We start from the raw sequence: 19,529 nt of genomic DNA on the forward strand, positions 1-19,529 counted from the left end.
CTCGGGTCTTCGGGCCCCGGCGCGTCGGGCCCGGCCTCCGGACCCCGGCGCGTCGGGCCCGGCGTGTCCGGATCGGGGTCTTCGGTGCGGGCACGTCCGGCTCGGGTCACCGCCCGCGATAGGCCGGGTTGCGTCGCTGCACGAACGAGGCGACCCCCTCCTGTGCGTCCGCCGTCGTCATATTGATCTCCTGGGCAGTGGCCTCGGCGGCGAAGGCCGCGGCCCGGCCGGCGTCGAGCGAGGCGTTGACCAGCTGTTTGGTCAGGGCCAGCGCCAGGGTCGGGCCCGCCGCCAGCCGCTCCGCCCACTCCCGGGCCGTCTTCGCCAGCTCGCAGTCCGGGACCACGCGGTTGACCAGTCCCAGCCGAGCCGCCTCGGTGGCCGGTACGGCGTCACCGAAGAACATCAGCTCCTTGGCACGCTGCGGGCCGATCAGCCGGGGCAGGAGGTAGGCGCCGCCGCCGTCCGGGACCAGGCCGCGGCGTACGAACACCTCGATGAAGCACGCCGATTCGGCAGCCAGCACCAGATCGCAGGCGAGCGCGAGATGGGCGCCGAGCCCGGCCGCGGTGCCGTTGACGGCGGCGATGACCGGCTTCTCGCAGTCCAGCACCGCCGTGATGAGCCGCTGGGCACCGTCGCGGATCATCCGGGCGACATCGCCGGCGACCCGTTCGCCCGACGACGGCGCTCCGCGGAGGTCGGCGCCCGCGCAGAAGCCCCGGCCGGTCGCGGTGATGACCACGGCCCGTACGTCCGGGTCGGCGGAGGCCTCGGCGAGCCGTCCGATGAGGTGTTCGCGCTGCTCACGGGTGACGGCGTTCATCGCCTCCGGCCGGTTGAGGGTGATCCACGAGACGCCGTTGTCAGTGGCGTGCAGTATCAATGAATCGACGGTGTCCGCGCGGTCGGGGGGATCTGCGTGGTCGGGGGGATCGACACGGGCGGTGCCGTCGGCGGGCCGGCCGGGCCCGGCGGGCTCGACGCGGCCTGCGGGCCCGGCGGCGGGGGGAACGGAAGCGGGGGACGGTGAGGGCGTCATGGGGGAGCGGCTCCCAAGGGTGCGGTCATGGTGGGGGCGGCGGGCCGCGGCGTGGCGGGTACCGACGTGGTGGCTGACGGCGTTCGTGTGGGTGTGGGTGCGCCTGTGCTTGCGGGTGCGGGTGCGGGTCTGGTTGCGGTGGTGTGGGAGGTCAAGGGCAGATGGCCAGGGCGTCGAGGGCCACGGCGCCCTCCCCGCGTGGCAGGACCACCAGCGGATTGATGTCCAACTCGGCCAACTGGCCGTCGAGTTCGAGCGCCATGCGCTGCACCCTGAGCACGACCTCGACCAGCGCATCGATATCCGCGGGCGGTCCGCCGCGTACTCCGTCCAGGAGGGCGCGGCCGCGGAGCTCGCCGAGCATCGCGCGCGCCTGGTCCTCGCCGAAGGGCGGGATGCCCACCGCAACGTCCTGCAGGACCTCCACGAGCACTCCGCCGAGCCCGACCGTGACCGTCGGCCCGAAGAGGCTGTCGTGGGTGATGCCGACGACCGTCTCGACGCCTCGCTCGATCATCTGGCAGACCAGTACACCGTCCAGCGGAACGTCCTCGTAACGGGCGATGTCGGTGAGCTCGCGGTACGCGTCCCTGACCTGGCTGGCCGAGGTCAGTTGGACCTTGACCAGGCCGAGTTCGGTCTTGTGCGCCAGCTGCGGCCCGGAAGCCTTCATGACCACGGGGTAGCCGACCAGGCTCGCCGACCGTACGGCCGCCGCCGCGCTGGTCACCAGCTGTTCGCGCGGGACCCGGATGCCGTAGGCGCGCAGCAGCTGCTTGGCCGCGTGCTCACTGAGCGGCTCGCCCGGACGCATCAGGGCCTGTGCCTTGCGCGCGGACGGGGACGGTATGCGGGGGGCGTCCTCGAAGGGGGAGCGGTAGCCGGCGGCGAAGCGGTGGTGGTCCAGATAGGCGCGGACGGCGGTGATGCAGTTGGCGAAGGTGCGGAAGGTCGCCACCCGCGAGGAGCCGAGGAGAGTGCTGCGATAGGCGTCCTCGGTACCGACCGGCGAGCCCCACACCACACACACCAGCTTGTCCGTCTGCTCCGCCGCATCCACCAGATCCCGGGCGAGCTTGTCGCTCATGGGCGGGAAGGGGCCGGTGATCGGACAGATCAGTACGCCGATGGACGGGTCGGCCAGGATCGCGTCGATGATCTTGCGGCCGCGCCAGTCGCCGACCGGATGCCCGCCGTTGTCGATCGGATTGGCGACGCTCAGGTAGTCCGGTATCCACTGGTGCAGCTCGGCCTGCTTGGTGTCACCGAGGGTGGGCAGCCGCAACCCTGCCGCCGTCGCCAGGTCGGAGAAGTGGGCGCCGGTGCCCCCGGAGATCGAATAGACGGCTATGCCCTCCGCGGTGGGCCTCTTGGCACGGGCCAGCAGCGCCGCGGTGTCCTGCAGCTCGTCGAGCCCGTCCACCCGGATGACGCCGAACTGCCGCATCGCCGCGTCCACGACGCTGTCGGCGCCGGTGAGCTTGCCGGTGTGCGAGAGGGCCATCCGGGCGCCGGTCTCGGTGCGTCCGACCTTGACGGCGACGACGGGCACCCGGTGACGGGCGGCGCGGTCGGCGGCCAGCAGGAAACTGCGGCCGTCCTTGAGACCTTCCACATACGCGGCGATGGCGCCCACCTCGGGGCGGGTGGCGAAGTAGGAGAGAAAGTCGGCGGTCTCCAGATCGGCCTCGTTGCCGGTGGGGGCCCAGTGCGAGAGGCGGATACCCAGTTCCTGAAGGCTGAAGACGGGACGGCCCTGGTGGCCTGACTGCGTGATCAGGGCGATGGCCGGACCGCCCAGATCCTCGCGGAACCTCTCGAAGGCGTTGAGGTTGGTGTTCGGCCCGAGCAGCCGCAGACCGGAGCGCTCGACGACCTCGGCCAGCCGGGCCTGGGCGGCCGCGCCACGCTCGCCGGTCTCGGCGAACCCGGAAGCGAAGGCCACGGCGAACTTCACCTTCGCCTCGGCGAGTTGCTCGATGACCGGCAGCGGGTCGCCGACGAGGAGCACGGCGAGATCGATGGCCTCCGGCAGCTCGGCGACGGCTGCGTGGCAAGGCCGCCCGAAGACCTGGGCGCGTCCCGGGTTGACGAGGTGGAGCCGGGCATCGACGCGCTCCGCCCAGGCGATCAGCTGGCGGGTGATCCCCGTGTTGGGCCGGCCCTCGCTGTCCGAGGCGCCGATCACCGCCACGGACTCGGGCCGGAAGAACCGGTCCAGGTCGAGCGCCGGGGCGTGCAGCGGGCGCCCGCTGACATCGCGGTCGACCGCCCCGGCGCCCTGTCCCCCGTCGCCGGGGTGCGGTTCACTGATGCCGTGGACGGTGTGTGGTGGTTGCTCCCCACAGGCCATGACGCGGGCCGGCCGGGAGTGAGTGGTGAGGGTGCCGTGAGTCGATCCAAGCATCGCAGACGCCCGCTCCTGTGTGAGGCCTCTCGTTCTCATCAACTGACGCACAGTCAGATTACTGAACTGACGCCATGTCAGGAATGGGTGTGCACGGCAAAGCTTGCGGATACGGGGCTCGTATGGGATCTCAGCGGTGGGTTTCGACCCTCGGGTCGCCGTGGGTCACCGCGCGCATCCTGTCGCCGGCGAGCAGGTCGTGCGGGAACAACCGGCCGGCCGAGGGGAGCGTTCACGGGGCCACCAGCTGCTGCACGAATGCCTTTGCGTCATATTCGTCAGGTTGCCGCGGGTTTGTGTCCTGCACTGCGATGCTCGGCTCATGTCTTCGAAACCTGCCGTGAACTCCTGGCCTGCCGACATCGGCACCTCCAGGCTCCTGCTGCGTCCCGCTGAGCCCACCGACGTGCAGGAGTTCACGCGGCTCTGGACGGATCCCGAGGTCCGGCGCTTCCTCGGCGGGCCGTTGGCCGAGCAGAAGCTTCGCTTCTACCAGCAGCAATTCGCGCACCGGCCCAACCTGTTCACGGTGACCACGCGGGAGGGCGCGACCGTCGTCGGCTCTGTGGTGATCGATCCGGCGTCGCGGTTCGACGACCGGCGGGAGGTGTCCTATGGGTTCCTGCCCGAACACTGGGGACAGGGGTACGCCCGTGAAGCCGTGGGAGCCGTCGTTGACTGGGCCCTCGTGAACGTCCCCTCGGACAGTCCGTCGGTCATCGCGGTCACGCAAGAGGCCAACACCCGTTCGTGCCGCCTCCTTGAGGCCATCGGCATGTGTCAGATCGACAGCTTCGTGGAGTTCGACGCGCCCCAGGCGATGTATTCCGTCGATCGCCAGGGGCTCCGTCGTGGGGAGTAGCTGCCGGTCTCGGCTCCCGAGAGGGGCGTGGATTGCGCAGGGCCCCTTGCGCATCGAGTTCCGTATCGGGTGAACTGACGTACCGTCAGATGCGGTGAGGTGCCGCGACGCGTCCACAGCCGGGTGGAATGGGGGGAGAGCGCGCCATGGTGGCGCCGATGTCCCGAATCTCCTTGGTTCGCCCTGTTCGCGAAGAGGTGGCCCGGCCTCGTCAGGCGTGATCGCTCGTTGGATCGGTGGGGGTGTTCGCGTAATGGCCGGAACTGCTGGGGCGAGAGGGGCGCAGCATGCTGTGCCACATGTGGCGCGGAGCGCGGCGCGCTTTGATCTGCCGGAGGTGGATGCCTTCACCAGGCCGTACTGGGACGCTGCGGCCGAGGGGCGACTGCTGCTGCGTCGCTGCCGGGCGGAGGGGTGCGGTGCGGCGCATCACTATCCGCGTGAGTTCTGCCCGTACTGCTGGAGCGAGGATGTCGGCTGGGTACCGGCCACCGGACGCGCCACCCTCTATACCTGGTCCGTCGTGCACCGCAACGACCTGCCGCCGTTCGGCCACCGGGTCCCGTACATCGCAGCCGTGGTCGATCTCGTCGAAGGCCCACGAATGATGACCGAGATCACCGACTGCCCGGAGTCGGAGTTACGGATCGGGATGCCGCTCGCGGTGCACTTCCGACGCGAGGGCGGGGGTGAGGGTGAGGGCGGGGGTGAGGGCGAGAGCGCGGGTGCAGGTGAGGGTGCGGGCGGGAGGGTCGCCATCCCTGTCTTCCGGCCCGAGTGATGCCCGCCCGTTCCTGGGTTCCGGCCTCTGGGTTCCGGCCTTTGGGTTCCCGCCCCTGGGTTCCCGCGTCGTCGTGCCTGAGCCCCGGCGCTGCTCCTGGGGCTCACGCGCCCCCCCCCGTGTCGCTGTTCAGGGCCGCGGCGAATTCCGGTGGCGGGCCCGCCGGGTCCGCGGGATGCTGTGGCCGTGTTGATTCGTGAGGCGACCGCGGGCGACTGGCCCGCCATCTGGCCCTTCCTCCACGCCATCGTGGCGGCCGGCGAGACCTATACCTACCCGCGGGACCTCGACGAGGCGACGGCCCGCGAGATGTGGATGCTGACGGCGCCCGGCCGCACGGTCGTCGCCGTCGACGAGTCCGGAACGGTGCTCGGTACGGCCAAGATGAACCCCAACCACATGGGCGGCGCCGCGCATATCGCCGGTGCGAGTTTCATGGTCGATCCGCAGTGCGCAGGACGCGGCGTCGGCCGGGCCCTGGGGGAGCACGTAGTGGCCTGGGCCCGCGCCGAGGGCTATCGCGCGATGCAGTTCAACGCCGTCGTGGAGACCAATACCGGTGCCGTCGCCCTCTGGGAGTCCTTGGGTTTCCGGATCATGACGACCCTCCCCGAGGGCTTCCTGCACCCCACCAAGGGCTATGTGGGGCTGCACATCATGTATCGGCAGCTGTGAGGGCGAGCGGACCGGCCGGTGGAGACGGGGCGAGCGGACCGGCCGGTGGAGACGGGGGTGAGGGGACCGGCCGGTGGCGACGTGGTCGCGGCGCCGGTGGCGGTGGTGCCGCTGGTGGTGGCAGTGGCGGCGGTGGTGCCGGGCCGGCTCGCTCCGTGGCTCACGGCCAGAGCAGCTCCTTCAGCCAGCCGTCACTCCCGTAGCGGTAGTTGAGACGTACATGACGGCGCTGTGCATCGCCCTGGAAGAACTCGACTTCCTCGGCACGCAGCACATACAGCGTCCAGCTCGGCACCGGTGCCTCCGGCTCGCGACGGGCGCGCTCCCATGCGGCTTCCGAGGCACGCGCCAGCTCCGCCGTCGAGCCGAGCAGCTCGCTCTGCCGGCCGACCAGCGCCGCGGCCAGCGCGCCCGTGGAACGATGGTGCAGATCGGCCGCGCTCTCCTCGGGACCCGCCGCGGTCACCGACCCCCGGACCCGCACTTGACGGCCGACCGCCGCCCAGTAGAAACCGAGCGCAGCCCGCGGCCGTACGGCCAGTTCGTGGCCCTTACGGCTCCCGCGATGCGAGGCGAAGTGCCAGCCGCGCTCATCGGCGTCGTGCAGCATCAGGGTCCGCACGGAGGGGTCACCGGCCGCGTCCGCCGTGGCGAGCGTCATGGTGTGGGGCTCGGGTACACCGGCCTCGGCGGCCTCCCGCAACCACTGCCGGAACAGTGGCAGCGGGTCGTCCGGTGCCGTGGCCACGTCGAACGCCGGCAGCTCGACGTCCCAGACCCGCAGCCCGCGCAGCAGCTCCCGGAACGCGCGGGCGTCCGCGGCGTCGGAGTGGTGCGCGGTGACGCCGGCGGGAACGGCATCCGGCGTGTCCTGGTGCCCGGGATGATCAGTCATGTCAGGCAGCGTACGTGGGCCGTACGGCGGCCGGAGCGGGACCGGCGGCACCGACCGGTACCGGATGGTCCTTGAGCGTGATCGCGTGGGCTCCACGCTGCACGTCCTCGGCGATCTTCAGTCGCTCGCCTCGCTCGCCTCGCTCGCCTCGCGGGCCGCCGCGAGCCGTCCTGGGACCGCATGCCGGCCTCCGGCCGGAGGGACGCCCGCCTCCGCGTCCTGCCGGCGGACGGTGTCCGAGGTCGCGGACACCGCGAGCTGGTGGCCCGGGCCTTCGAGGTGGCCTTCAGTGCCATCACCCGCCCGGCGCGCGCCAGTTAAGCGCGGTCACCGTTGGCAGCCCCCATGCCACCACGCGCGCCACCCTCCCCGAAAACCATTCGCTTCGTCCCGGCGCGCCCACCTACGCTTGCCTCATGCACTTCCACCAGATCTACGGCTGACACGGCCGAGGGCGTTTCACCGCCCCGCCCGCACCCAGGCGCGCCCGCAGCGCGCCCGCAGCGCGGCCGCTTCGTCGCCGACTTCGTTGCCGGGCTCGTTGGGCCGGTGTCGTGCGGCGCCGCCTGGGCCGTCGGGCTTCCGAGTCCCCGTTCCGTAGCTCTGTATCGAAGGAAGTCCTGTTCCCATGCGTCTTTCTGCCCGCGCCGCTGCCCCGGCGCCCGCCCATATCGCCATGATCGGCGCGCCCATGGTCAGCCATGTGCTGCCCAGCCTGGAGATCATCCGTGCGCTGGTGGCCCGCGGCCATCGTGTGACGTACGCCAACACCGACCACGCGGCCGAGCTGATCGCCCCCACCGGTGCCGAGTTCGTCCGCTACACCTCCACCCTGCCGGTCGCCGACAACGACTGGCCGCAGGATCCCGTCGCCGCCTCCTCGCTCTTCCTCGACGACGCGATCGCGGTGCTGCCGCAGTTGCATGCCGCCTACGACGACGACCCCGCCGACCTCTACCTCTATGACGTCGCCGCCTACGCCGCCCGTGCGCTGGCCGAGTCGCAGGGCCGCGACCTCGTTCAACTGTCACCGACCTATGTGGGCTGGGAGGGGGCCCAGGAGGAGGTCGCCGCGCTGTTCGCCGGGCTGCCGGGAGCGGACGTCTACCGTGCGAGGTTCGCCGACTGGCTGGCCCGGTGCGGTGCCGTCACCACGGATGTGGACGAGTTCTCCGGCAGGCCGCGGCGGGCGTTGGCCATGATCCCGCGCGCCATGCAGCCGTGTGCGGAGCGGGTCGATGCCGCCGCGGTGACCTTCGTCGGTCCGTGCTTCGGCAGCCGCGCGGAGCAGGGCGGCTGGACGCGGCCGGCCGGCGCCGACAAGGTGCTGCTGGTGTCGCTGGGCTCGGCGTTCACACGGCAGCCGGAGTTCTACCGGCAGTGCGTGGCGGCGTTCGGAGACCTGCCGGGGTGGCATGTGGTGCTGCAGATCGGCAAGTACACCGATCCGGCGGAGCTGGGGGACCGGATCCCGGCGAACATCGAAGTGCGCTCGTGGGTACCGCAGTTGGCGGTACTGGAGCAGGCCGATGCGTTCGTGACGCATGCGGGGATGGGCGGCAGCAGTGAGGGGCTGTACGCCGGTGTGCCGATGATCGCCGTCCCGCAGGGCGCGGAGCAGTTCCACAACGCCGACCGGCTGGTGGAGCTGGGCGTCGCCCGGCGCCTCGACACCGCGGACGCCACGGCAACGGCCTTGCACAGCACACTGAGGGAACTCACCGCCGACCCGCGGGTCGCCGTACGTTCGGCCGAGCTGCGGGCGGAGGCCCGCGCAGAGGGGGGCGTACGCCGGGCCGTGGAGCTGATCGAGGAGCGCCTGGGCTGACGCCCGGGCAGGGCCGAGGGGGTCGAGGGCGGCGAGGGGGGTGACGGGCGCGGGCGCAGCCCCGTCGCTCCCCGTTCCCTCTCCCCGTTCCCTCTCCCCGTTCCCTCTCCGCGCTCCCTGACCCTGCCCTGCCTTGCCCTGCCCCCTGCTCCTGCCCTGACCTTGCTCTGGTGGTGCTCCGGCCCCCTACCCCCGCCCCAGCACCACCGTCCCCGACGAACAGAACCAGCCGCCCGTGCCCGAGGCGACCGCAAGCTGGGGCAATGCGCCGCCGGGCTTGCGTACCTGGCGGTCCGGGCCGGCCTCGCCACGGAGCTGGCGTACCGCCTCGACCAGCAGGAACAGGCCGCGCATGCCGGGATGGCAGGCGGCCAGCCCACCTCCGTCGGTATTGACCGGCAACTCCCCGTCCCGCAGCAGCCGCCCCTTCTCGACGAAGGCGCCGCCCTCGCCCTTGGCGCAGAAGCCAAGATCCTCCAGCGTCACCAGGGTCATATACGTGAAGGCGTCGTAGAGCTCGGCGAGGTCGATCTCGGAGGGGCGGACACCGGCGCGTTCGAAGGCCAGCCGGCCGGAGACCGCCGCGGGCGAGACGGTGAAGTCGTCCCACTCCGACATGGTGGTGTGCGAGACCGAGGTGCCGGAACCGAGTACCCATACCGGGGGCTTGGCGAGGTCGTGGACATAGTCCTCGGAGACGAGCAGAACCGCGCAGCCGCCATCGGAGCGGATGCAGCAGTGCAGCTTGGTGAACGGGTCGGCGATCACCGGGCCGGAGAGCACCTCGTCGACGGTGATCGGGTCGCGGTACATGGCGTCCGGGTTGCCCGCCGCATTGGCCCGTGCCTGGACGGCTATCTGGGCCAACTGCTCCAGGGTGGTGCCGTATTGGTGCATATGGCGGCGCGCGGACATGGCGTATTTGGCGATCAGGGTGTGCCCGTAGGGGACCTCGAACTGGAGCGGGCCGCGGGCCCCGAAGGAGAGGTTCGCGGTACGGCGCCCGGCCTTGATGTCGGCGCGGGCGGTGGAGCCGTAAACGAGGAGTACGGCGCCCGCGTGGCCGGCGGCGATCGCGTCGGCGGCATGCGCGGCCAGCACTTCCCAGGTGGATCCGCCGACCGAGGTCGAGTCGACCCAGGTGGGGCGCAGTCCCAGGTATTCGGCGACTTCGACGGGGGCGAGGGCGCCCAGGCCCGCCGAGGCGAAGCCGTCGATCACCGAACGGTCCAGGCCGCTGTCGGCGAGTGCCCGGCGGGCGGCCTGGGCGTGCAGGGCATACGGGGTGGCCTCGTCCACGCGCCCGCAGTCGGACAGGGCCACTCCGGCGACGGCGACCTTGCGATTTCCGTAACGGGTCCCTGGAGTCATGAATCTGACGGTACATCAGATACGGGAGGGCCGGCAGGGCGCGGCGAGGGACAGGTGTCGGATGCTCCGGCCGGTCCGGACGCCACGGCAGGTCCGGCGGGCCACCAGGGGGCATCAGGAGCCGCCAGGGGTCGGCAGTGAGCCGTCCCGGGATGGCGGTGTGAAGTGATTATCGGAGAATCGGAGATAATGGCTTGGTCTTTCCATGCTTTCTCGGGGCGGGTATTCTCCATTCGCTGTGTGAATTTCACCGGTCCGATTGGGGCCGGCTGACTGCTCACTGTTGCCCATGCGGTGGAGCAGGCATTTCCGTGTGCGGGATGAGAAGTTCCTGCTTGCCTCGGGGAGTGTCATGTTCGCCTTCGTCTTCGCCTCCGCCCTCGTCTCTACCTTCGTTTGCGCCTGCGCCTGCGCCTGCGCCTTCACCTTCGCCTTCGCCTTTGCCTTTGCATTCACCTTTGCGTGGCGATGGTTGACGCCTTTTCGGGCGTGCCGCCCCGGGATTTTCGACGGACTCTTGGCGGGGAGGTCATTCCCGGAATTTGCAGCCTTCCCTTCCCGGCGGTTTGTCCACCCATGTGAGTCGGTCGGAATGTGTGAGTGATACGCGAGCGGCATTTCTGGAACGGCGGCCCCGGAGCGGCGACCCCGAAGAGGTGTCCCCGGGGCGACGGCACGGGAATGTCGATCTCCCGGCATATGTGCGCCGCCAGGCTATCCGGCTGGTCGGATAGTCGGTTGGCCGGTCCGACGAAATTCGTGAAGTAGGGCGCCGTCGTGCCCTCATGTCGTCCGCATGATATCGGACCGGAAGGATTTATTTCATCTCATGGCAAATGGTCAGTGAATTCCCCTTCCAGCCTCACAGGAGAAAACCATGCGTCACTTCAAGCATGTCGCCCTGAGCGCGGTCACCGGATTTGCCGCCCTCCTTTTCTGTGCACCCTCGGCCTCGGCGTCCACCGGCAGCGGACCCGGGCCCAATCCCCCGAGAGAGGAAGTCTTCCAGCTGGTCGCGAAGCAGACTCAGGGCGGCTTTGTCGATGTGGACGGGTCGGGTGGGCCGAGCCTGGGGGACGAATACGTCGTCAGCGGGAATCTCTTCCGCGGTAGCAGCGCGGCCGGCACCTACAGCGAGATCTGCACGCTGACCCGATTCGTCCCCACCGATCAGTTCGACCTGCAGTGCGCGGCCGATCTTTCCCTCTCTCAGGGGCAGCTCACCGTGCAAGGCCGGTTCACCGTCACCACCGCCGGCCCCGGCAACATCGACCTGGCGATCACCGGGGGCACGGGTCGCTACCGCACAGCCCACGGCTACATCCACGCCGTCAATGCCACTGACACGGAAACGCACTTCACGGTCCATCTCATCCTCTGACGGGAAGGATGACGCCTCGCCCTCACCCTCGCCCTCGCCCTCGGCCGCGCCGGCGAGGGCGGGGGCGAGCGCCATCATTGGGCGCTGTCACTGGGCGCTGTCACTGGGCGCCGTCATTGGGCGTCGTCGCGCGTCGCCGTCGGGCCTCGCCTCCTGGGCCTCGCCGTCGGGCCTCGCCTCCTGGGCCTCGCCTCCTGGGCCTCGCCTCCTGGGCCTCGCCGTCGGGCGTCGCCTTTGGGCCTCACCTTTGGGCGTCGTCATCGGCTCTCGTCATCGTGGGCGTGAAGAGCGCGTGCGCCCCAGGGTCTGGGGGACGACTTGTGAACTCGGCCTAGGAAAGTGCACCCCCCGTCCCTACGATGACGGCCCGTCAGATCGATAGCGGGAGTGAGACCAGCCCGTCGGACCGGACGGGGGTGTCGCACGGCCGGGAGGAGCCCGCGATGGATGCCGCGTTCACCGAGGAGCAGCACGAGATCCGCCGCACCCTGCGCGAACTGCTGCTCAAACACTGTGGTCCGGAGCAGGTCAAAGCGGCGGTGCGCACCCCGCCCGGGTACGACGCACCGCTGTGGCGCCGGCTCGCCGCTGAGCTCGGCCTGTCCGGCCTGGCGCTGCCCGCCGCATACGGCGGGGTGGACTGCGGGCCCACCGAACTCGCCCTGGCTTGTGAGGAGACCGGTCGTGCCGTCCTTCCCTCGCCGCTGATCTCCACCGCCGCGCTGGCCGCGCCGCTGATCCTCGCGCTGGGCAGCGAACGCCAGCGCAGCGAACTGCTGCCGGGCCTCGCCACCGGCGAGCTGACCGGAACGCTCGCCGTACCGGGCGGGCAGCTGTCCACCGCGCTGGGGCTGACCGGGCCGAATGACGGCGACTGGGCGGGCGGCGGACGGGCCGGTGGGATCCAGGCGCGGATGCAGGACGGAACGTGGCGGCTGTACGGGGAGGCCGGGCAGGTGCTGAACGGCCACACCGCGGAGGTGCTGGTGGTGGCCGCACACACCGGTGGGTTCGCGCGCAGCCGTACCCTGCTCTTTCTCGTACGGACGGCGGCACTCGGCCCGGCGGCCCGGCCGGACACCCGGCACGCCGAGGGGACAGGTGCGACCGGTACGGACGGTACGGACGGTACGGACGGTAGGACCGGTGTGTCCGGTAGCGCCGGTCTGCTGCGGATCCGGCAGACCGCGCTGGACGAGACCCGTCCGCAGGCACGGCTCGAACTGCGCGAGGTTCCGGCCGAGTTGCTTGGGGACGTGGACGGGTACGTGGGCGGGTACGGGCGCGGGGATGGGTACGGGGCCGGGGCGGCGGTGGCCGCCGCGCTCGCCGCGACCGGGGTGACGGCGGCCGCGGCGCTGGCCGCCGAGGCGGTCGGGGCGGCCGATGCGGCGCTGGCCCGTACCGTCGCCTACGTCCGGGAGCGCGAGCAGTTCGGCCGCCCCATCGGCTCCTTCCAGGCGGTGCAGCACCGGCTCGCCGATCTGTATGTGGGGCTGCAGGCGGCGCGCTCGGCGGCGTACTACGCGGCCTGGGCGGCGGGTGGCGGACGGCCCGGGGGGCAGGGTGCCCCGGGCCCGTACGGCGCGGCCGAGCCCGGCGCGGCCCGGCCGGGCGCGGCCCGGCCGGGGGTGGCCGAGCCCGGCGCGGCCGAGCCCGGTGTGGGGGCGCTGGCCTTGGCGCAGGCTCTGGAGGCGCTGCGTGCGGTGGCGGCCGAGGCGGTGCAACTGCACGGGGGCATCGGCTTCACCTGGGAGCACGAGGCGCATCTGTACTTCAAGCGTGCGGCCGGCGACGAACTGCTGCTGGGGCCTGTGCACCGGCTCCGGGCGCGGGCCGCCGAGGAGGCGGGGCTGTTCACGGGCGGGGTGGGGGAGGCCGGTGGAGGCAGAGGGCTCGGCGGTAGCCGTGGGGGCGACGGAAGTGGAGAGCGGCTCAGTGGGAGCCGTGGGGCGGGCGGAAGCGGAGGGCAGCTCAGTGGGGGCCGTGGGCCGGGCGGAAGCGGGGTGACACCCGCGCGCCGGGCCACCGGTGGTGCGCCGGCGGGAGCCCGTACGTCAGAGGCGGTGGAGGCCTGATGCCGCGGGGCGAGCGAGTGCTCCAGAAGGTCTCCGCGACCCGCACGTTCGCCCGGATCGCGCCGCGCGTCATCCCTGCTCTGGACCGTGCGGTGCACCGGCTGACCCGTGGAAAGGTGCTGCTCAGCGCCCGGATGCTGCCCGGTGTGGTGTTGACCTCGACCGGGGCCAGGAGCGGGCTGCCGCGGCGTACTCCACTGGCGTGCCTGCCGGAGGAGGGCGGCTGGCTGCTGATCGGCAGCAATTTCGGGCGGCCCGGGCATCCGGCCTGGACCGGCAATCTCCTCAAGAATCCGGCGGCCGAGGTGAGTTGGCACGGCCGGGACATCCCGGTGCGGGCCCGGCTGCTCACCGGTGAGGAACGGGCGCAGGCCTGGCGGGCGGCGCTGGTGTTCTGGCCGCCGTATGCCACGTACCAGGCGCGGGTGGCGCGGGAGATCCGGCTGTTCCGGCTGGAGCGGCGGTGAGTCGGCCGCTGTGCAGCGGGGCTTCACTCTTGCGCATCCGCTTCGCCTCGACCACCCCTGCTTCGCCCCGCCCCTCCGTTCGGCCTCGCCCACCCGCTGCTTCGCCTCGCCCACCCTCTTCGCCCCGCCCCTCCGCTGTCCGGTTCCCCATACACACAGCGGGCGTCGCGGCGAACCCCTGAGGGGCCGCGCGACGCCCGCTGCGTGTGCGGTACAGCTATGGCAGGACGGATAGCGGACCGACGGCGAACCACTGCGGCATCTCCGGGACTTCGAGGCGCGGCAGCCTCTACGGCAGCTTCTGCGGCCGCTTCCCCGGATGCTTTCTCGGTGGCTTCGCTATTTCGCTATTTGGTCGGCTTCTTGCCGGTGACGCCGAGGTGCACCAGCAGCGCCAGATTCGGCTTGAGCTCGGCCTGCTTCACGCCCCAGCTCTGGAAACCCTTCTGGTGCCCGGCGACCGCCGCCAGCATCGCGACGAGTGAGCCGGCCATCGCGGGCGCACTCATGTCCTTGTCGACCTTGCCCTTGCTCTGCAGTTCCTTGATCGAATCCGTAAGGGAGTTGGTGACGGCATTAAGGATCTTCATGCGGATCTTGTAGAACCGCTTGTCGCCCTCGGCCGCGCCCAGGTCGATCACGCGCAAAATCGCGTCGTGCTTCCGCCAGAAGGAGAGGAAGCCCTCGACCAGGTCCTCTGCCGCCTGCCATGCGGACTTGCCCACCCAGGAGCGTCCGGCGACAAGATCGGTCAGAGTGGCGCCTTCTTTGGCCATCTCCTCGGCGATTTCGAGGACGGCGCCCTCGACGTCCGGGAAGTACTGATAGAACGTTGCGGGTGAAGTCCCCGCTTTTCGGGCTACATCGATGACCTTGACGTCCCGATAGGGGGACGAACTGAGCATTTCACTGAGGCAGTCGAGAAGCTTTTGCCGCGTCGCCTGTCCGCGGCGGCCGGCAACTCTGCCGTCGACGGTTCGAACTTGTCCTGTCATGCCGTCAGCTTACCGAGGGGTGATCGGAGCGCGATTTGGCTGCCTGCAAATGGGGATGGGGGAGTTCAGGGTGCGTGGCCCCCGTGAGTGTGCTGGTGGCGGGCCCGCCCGTGGTCGCGCCTCGCGCCGCCCCGCTTGGCCCGAACCGGTGAAGAATGTTATCAACAGGCTGTGGACAACTTTGGTGGATAAGTGGTCGCCACCCGCGCGGCAAGTGTCCCGCGATGGCCGTCAGTTGAACATTGACCCCGCCGCCTCCGCGTCCGCGGACCCCGTCATAATCGGTCGTACGTGCGAATCCCCATCGAGCGAATCGCACAAAACGGCGCTAGCTTGGACATCTGGCTGCCGCGGCGGCCGGCTCTCTGGTCTGCCGGGATGCCTGATAAGGCGCCACGCCAGGTGTCATGACGCCGAAATGACCTTCGAACGCGCAGAATTGAGTCGTTGGGCCGGGAGCGACGACGGGGGTGGCATGACGGGTGGGGATGGCGTGGCCGTGGGATGGCATGACCGGTGGGGGATGGGTGTGTGCAGTCAGAGGAACAGCATGATTTCGGCCACCACGGCCACCACGGCCACCGGGCGTCCGGGAGGGCGAACCGCTCCTTCGGCGGTCCCGTCAAACGGAGTGGTGAACGTCCGCATTTCGGGCGGTGTCGCGCGCGGCAGATCCGTAACTTGCCGGTAACCCGCTCGGTAACCACTCGTCAGGGGACGTATCGCAGCACGTCAGGCGCGGTTGGGTTACGTCGGGTAACGGGCTCGGTGCGGGACGCGGAGGGTATGCCGTGACACGGCGGACAGGCCCCGGGTTCGCAACCATCGGCCCGGCCAGGAACAATCAGCACGCGTACGGCCGTTTCGACAGTCCTCGCCGCAGGCGGGGAGACGCTGCACGGGGCAGTGGCTCTCGGCGGCTCGTGGCTATGGAGAGTCTCTTTTTACGCCCCACGGGGAGGTGGCAGGCAAGTGGTGGAGCAGCTGACGCAGCTGACGCAGCACGATCCCCGGCGGATCGGCCCGTTCGAGGTGCTCGGCCGTCTCGGGGCCGGCGGCATGGGACTGGTCTATCTGGCGCGTTCCGCGTCCGGCCGGCGCGTGGCGATCAAGACGGTGCGTACCGAGCTCGCCGAGGACCAACTGTTCCGGGTCCGCTTCACACGCGAGGTCGAGGCGGCCCGCGCGGTCAGCGGTTTCTACACGGCCGCGGTGGTGGACGCCGACCCGCGCGCGGCGGTGCCCTGGCTCGCGACGGCCTATGTCCCCGCGCCCTCCCTTGAGGAAATAGTCAATGAGTGCGGGCCGCTCCCGGCCCAGGCGGTGCGGTGGCTGGCGGCCGGGATCGCCGAGGCGCTGCAGTCCATCCACGGCGCGGGCCTGGTGCACCGTGACCTGAAGCCGTCGAACGTGCTGGTCGTCGAGGACGGCCCGCGGGTGATCGACTTCGGGATCGCCTCCGGGGTGTCCAACACCCGTCTGACGATGACCAACGTCGCCGTGGGAACACCCGCCTATATGTCGCCCGAGCAGGCCCGTGACTCGCGCAGCGTGACGGGCGCGAGCGATGTCTTCTCCCTCGGCTCGACGCTGGTCTTCGCCGCCACCGGACATGCGCCGTTCCACGGCGCCAACCCCGTCGAGACCGTTTTCATGCTGCTGCGTGAGGGCCCCGACCTGGCCGGGCTGCCGGACGAACTGCGTCCGCTCATGGAGTCCTGTATGCAGATGGAGGCCGGCCAGCGGCCGTCCCCCGCCGATCTGCAGTCCCAGCTCGCACCGCACCTCTTCGGCTCCGGCAGCGACGACAGCGGTACCGCCTCGGCCTGGCTGCCGCCCGGCGCGGTGGCGCTCATCGAAGGCCGCCGCGGCGGCCGCTCCACCGTGGCGAACGGCGGCCAGCGGGCCGGCTCCGGGCGCGGTACCGGCCGTGCGGCCGCGCCGCCGCAGCCGCCCGTCCCGCCGTCCCCGCCCGCGGCGCCCCCGATGCCCGCTCCGCAGCCCGTCCAGGCCCCGCCGCGCCCGGAGAGCGCACCGGCCGGTGCGGAGTCGGGCTGGCCCGGCCATGTCGGCGCGGGCCCCGGCGCACACCGTGGCGGCGACCCGCGCGGTGGCAACCCCGGCCCGATGCCGCAGCCGGCGGCGCTCGGCCCGGACGCCTCGACGGCCCGGGTGACCCCGGTCTCCGCGGCCCCGCCCGCCGCTTCGCCGTCGCGCGCCGCCTCGCCGTCCCCCGCCGCCGGACTGTCCGCCGCGCCGCCGGCCGTCTCCGGGGACGGCGCCGCCGGCCCCGTACACCTGGGTGGCTCGCACGCCCCGATAGGGCCGGGGCCGCGCGCCGACGCCCCGGGCCCGCAGCCGCGTGGGCAGGCCGGTGCCGCGACGAACTGGGTGCGGCCGCCCGGTACCGGACCCGTGACCGGGGTGCCGCCGCAGGGCCCGACGGGCGGTGCCGTGGCCGGGGAGAGCCCAGCCCGCGGCGAGGCCGCACCGCCCCCTCCGCCCGAGGCCCCGCCCGCCGAGCCCGGCCGCTGGCGTCCCTGGCGGTTCCGGATGTCGAACGATGTGTGGGGCACCCCCGCCGTCGCCGGCGACCTGCTGTACGTCACGTCCTTCGAGGTCCATGCGCTCGATGTGGCCAGCGGGCGCCGCAAGTTCAAGACCCGTGACGTCGCCTGGGCGATGGCGGTCGCGGACGGCCGGATCCACGCCTCGGACGGCCCGAGCCTGTACGCGCTGAACGCCGACGACGGCGCCGAGCACTGGCGGCTGCACACCGAGGGCTGGGTCTACGCCCTCCAGGTCGACCGCGGGACCGTGGCCACCAGCACCCGCGGTGGCGGAGTCCAGGCTTGGGAGGCGGCCACCGGCGAACGGCTGTGGGAGATCGGTGGCGTCCAGACCGACTTCGAGACCGCCGAGGCCGGCCCCGTGGTGCACGACGGCACGGTCTTCGTCTGGGCCGATGCGCGGCTGAAGGCGCTGGAGGCGCGGACCGGCGCCGAGCGCTGGTCGTACCCGGTGGGCGACGCCGCGTCCTGCGGAGGGGTGCCGGTGCGGCTGCTGCCCGCGTCGGACGGTGCGGTCTACGTCGTGGCCGGCACCCGGGTGCTGGCGATCGACATCGCCCGCGGCGATGTGCGCTGGCACTTCGAGGCGCCCGCGGTGTTCCTGAGCCCGCCCGCCTTCGCCCCCGGCCCGGCCGTCACCGGCGGCGGGGTCTATCTGGCGGACTACCTCGGCACGGTCTACGCGCTGGACGCGGCGGACGGCCGCGACCGCTGGCGGATCGCGACCGAGGCACGGCAGTCCACCGAACCGGTGCTGGTCGCCCATGGCGCGGTCCACCTGGGCAGCGGTAAGGCGCTCTACACCCTGGATGCGGTGACCGGCACCCCGCGCTGGCGGTTCCAGGCCGGCGCGGAGGTCGTCGGCGCACCGGTCGTCGCGGAGGGCCGGGTGCACTTCGGCTCGGCCGACCACTGCCTCTACACGCTCGACGCCATGGGGGGCCAACTGCGCTGGAAGCTGGCTACCGGCGGCGAGATCACCGGTTCACCGGTGGCGGTCGGCGGCGTGGTGTACGCCTGCAGCAAGGACCGCTGTGTGTATGCGCTGGACGCGGCGAAGGGGACGGGGCTGGCGCGGCGGTCGTGACCCGGCTCGGTGGTCGTGACGTGGCGCGGCAGTCGCGGTCGTGACCTGGCTTGGCGGTTGTGACCTGGCTTGGCGGGCGTGACGTGGCTTGGCTGTTGTGAGATCGCCGTGTCCGGCTCTCTACTCCCGGTCCTCCGGGGGCTGTTCGGTTCCCTCGGATGGTGCGGGCTGACCGGGCCGGCCGGGCTGGGAGGGGCGCGGTTGCCGGTGTTCCTTGGCCCACTCCACCGGAGGCGTGGGGGGCTGCTGATGGGCCGGCATGGTCGGCGGGTTTGGTTGCTGTTGCTGTTGCTGTTGCTGTTGCTGTTGCTGTTGCTGTTGCTGCGGCGGGGGCGGGGGCGGCTGCTGGTGCTGCGCGGGCGGTGGTGGCGTGACCGGCAGGGGAGCGGTGGGGGTGTCCTCGTACGGGCCGTGGGGGCCGTGGGCGCCGCGGTCGGGTCCGCCGGGCGCCGCGGGGCCTGCCGGGGGGCCGGTGGGGCCCGGGTCGGTCGGGTACGGCTCGGGGTTCCACTCCTCGGCCCCCGGGCGGCCCGCGTCCCAGGGCTCGGGTGTCCCCGGGGGGTAGGGCGTGTACGGGTCGTAGGGCGCGCGCCGGCCGTAGCGGTCGTCGTGCGCGGAGGGGCCGTAGCGCCCGTCGTCGTACTGCCGCTCGTCATAGCCGCGGTCACGGACCCGTCGGCCGCGGCCGCGCATGACCAGGGCGCCGAGCAGCAGCAGTGCGCCGCCGCCCAGTGCGCTGGCCACGCCCGCCCCGAGGCCGCGGGCACCGGCCGTCAGCTCGCTGGTGGCCTGCCCCTGGCGGACCATCCACAGGATCGTGAAACCGAGTACCACCAACCCCGCGACGGTGATCAGCGCCCGGGAGCGCAGGGCAACTCCGATCAGGGTCAGCAGGGCGGCGAACGCCATGGGCAGGAGAACGGAGCCGAAGAGCGCGGCGCCGTTGTGGGTGATGCCGTTGAAGAGGTCTTCGATCCGCACATCGCTGCCGTGACGGCCGTCGTACCAGGGACGGAAGGGGCTCCATACGGCGGCCGCCGCTCCGGCGAGGGCGATCAGCGACCCGAGAACGTTGCGCACCACGGGCGTA

Annotated in this window: 15 protein-coding genes; 8 read left to right on the top strand and 7 right to left on the bottom strand. The window is 71.6% G+C overall.

The window, feature by feature from the left end; translation table 11 throughout:
* Positions 1–106: 106 nt before the first annotated feature.
* Together ACF088_RS36835 and ACF088_RS36840 are read right to left on the bottom strand one after the other, a co-directional pair.
* The gene (locus ACF088_RS36835) at positions 107–1,042 is read right to left on the bottom strand and encodes an enoyl-CoA hydratase/isomerase family protein (RefSeq protein ID WP_392380291.1); all 936 of its coding nucleotides are present in this window, start codon (positions 1,040–1,042) and stop codon (positions 107–109) included.
* Between the two features lie 151 nt (positions 1,043–1,193).
* A complete protein-coding gene (locus ACF088_RS36840) occupies positions 1,194–3,449 on the bottom strand; it encodes an acetate--CoA ligase family protein (protein WP_392380292.1) in 2,256 nt (751 codons plus the stop codon).
* Between the two features lie 322 nt (positions 3,450–3,771).
* Here ACF088_RS36840 and ACF088_RS36845 point away from each other — a divergent pair, with 322 nt between their 5' ends.
* The 3 genes from ACF088_RS36845 to ACF088_RS36855 all read left to right on the top strand — a co-directional run bounded on the left by ACF088_RS36845 (position 3,772) and on the right by ACF088_RS36855 (position 5,767).
* Positions 3,772–4,311, top strand: a complete 540-nt coding sequence (locus ACF088_RS36845; RefSeq protein ID WP_392380293.1) for a GNAT family N-acetyltransferase — start codon at positions 3,772–3,774, stop codon at positions 4,309–4,311.
* 301 nt (positions 4,312–4,612) lie between these two features.
* A complete protein-coding gene (locus tag ACF088_RS36850) occupies positions 4,613–5,092 on the top strand; it encodes a Zn-ribbon domain-containing OB-fold protein (RefSeq protein WP_392380295.1) in 480 nt (159 codons plus the stop codon).
* Positions 5,093–5,278: 186 nt separating this feature from the next.
* The gene (locus ACF088_RS36855; RefSeq protein ID WP_392380296.1) at positions 5,279–5,767 is read left to right on the top strand and encodes a GNAT family N-acetyltransferase; all 489 of its coding nucleotides are present in this window, start codon (positions 5,279–5,281) and stop codon (positions 5,765–5,767) included.
* Between the two features lie 160 nt (positions 5,768–5,927).
* On the opposite strand, the gene ACF088_RS36860 is transcribed toward ACF088_RS36855, so the two are convergent.
* Together ACF088_RS36860 and ACF088_RS36865 are read right to left on the bottom strand one after the other, a co-directional pair.
* Complete coding sequence (locus ACF088_RS36860) at positions 5,928–6,662, bottom strand: pyridoxal 5'-phosphate synthase (protein ID WP_392380297.1); 735 nt, start codon at positions 6,660–6,662, stop codon at positions 5,928–5,930.
* A gap of 117 nt (positions 6,663–6,779) precedes the next feature.
* Positions 6,780–6,914: a hypothetical protein gene (locus tag ACF088_RS36865; RefSeq protein WP_392380298.1), complete on the bottom strand. Its 135-nt coding sequence runs from the start codon at positions 6,912–6,914 to the stop codon at positions 6,780–6,782.
* A 376-nt stretch (positions 6,915–7,290) separates the two neighbouring features.
* On the opposite strand from ACF088_RS36865, the gene ACF088_RS36870 reads away from it, so the two are divergent.
* Complete coding sequence (locus tag ACF088_RS36870) at positions 7,291–8,490, top strand: macrolide family glycosyltransferase (RefSeq protein ID WP_392380299.1); 1,200 nt, start codon at positions 7,291–7,293, stop codon at positions 8,488–8,490.
* A gap of 186 nt (positions 8,491–8,676) precedes the next feature.
* Here ACF088_RS36870 and ACF088_RS36875 read toward each other — a convergent pair whose 3' ends face one another.
* A complete protein-coding gene (locus ACF088_RS36875; protein WP_392380300.1) occupies positions 8,677–9,861 on the bottom strand; it encodes an acetyl-CoA acetyltransferase in 1,185 nt (394 codons plus the stop codon).
* A gap of 877 nt (positions 9,862–10,738) precedes the next feature.
* Between ACF088_RS36875 and ACF088_RS36880 the strand changes: the two genes are divergently transcribed.
* The 3 genes from ACF088_RS36880 to ACF088_RS36890 all read left to right on the top strand — a co-directional run bounded on the left by ACF088_RS36880 (position 10,739) and on the right by ACF088_RS36890 (position 13,787).
* A complete protein-coding gene (locus ACF088_RS36880; protein ID WP_392380301.1) occupies positions 10,739–11,242 on the top strand; it encodes a hypothetical protein in 504 nt (167 codons plus the stop codon).
* A 443-nt stretch (positions 11,243–11,685) separates the two neighbouring features.
* Positions 11,686–13,320, top strand: a complete 1,635-nt coding sequence (locus ACF088_RS36885; protein ID WP_392380302.1) for an acyl-CoA dehydrogenase family protein — start codon at positions 11,686–11,688, stop codon at positions 13,318–13,320.
* On the top strand, positions 13,320–13,787 hold the full coding sequence (locus ACF088_RS36890) for a nitroreductase family deazaflavin-dependent oxidoreductase (RefSeq protein WP_392380303.1): 468 nt from the start codon (positions 13,320–13,322) through the stop codon (positions 13,785–13,787). Before ACF088_RS36885 ends, ACF088_RS36890 begins: the two co-directional genes overlap by 1 nt.
* A gap of 347 nt (positions 13,788–14,134) precedes the next feature.
* On the opposite strand, the gene ACF088_RS36895 is transcribed toward ACF088_RS36890, so the two are convergent.
* Positions 14,135–14,782, bottom strand: coding sequence for a TetR family transcriptional regulator (locus ACF088_RS36895; protein ID WP_392380304.1), 648 nt, complete (start codon positions 14,780–14,782; stop codon positions 14,135–14,137).
* Between the two features lie 972 nt (positions 14,783–15,754).
* Between ACF088_RS36895 and ACF088_RS36900 the strand changes: the two genes are divergently transcribed.
* On the top strand, positions 15,755–18,439 hold the full coding sequence (locus ACF088_RS36900) for a PQQ-binding-like beta-propeller repeat protein (protein ID WP_392380305.1): 2,685 nt from the start codon (positions 15,755–15,757) through the stop codon (positions 18,437–18,439).
* Positions 18,440–18,559: 120 nt separating this feature from the next.
* On the opposite strand, the gene ACF088_RS36905 is transcribed toward ACF088_RS36900, so the two are convergent.
* Positions 18,560–19,522 carry a hypothetical protein gene (locus ACF088_RS36905; protein ID WP_392380306.1) on the bottom strand — a complete coding sequence of 321 codons (963 nt, stop codon included), beginning with the start codon at positions 19,520–19,522 and terminating at the stop codon, positions 18,560–18,562.
* Between the last annotated feature and the right edge of the window lie 7 nt (positions 19,523–19,529).

This window comes from Streptomyces sp. NPDC015125 (genome assembly GCF_043080045.1).
Taxonomy (GTDB): domain Bacteria; phylum Actinomycetota; class Actinomycetes; order Streptomycetales; family Streptomycetaceae; genus Streptomyces.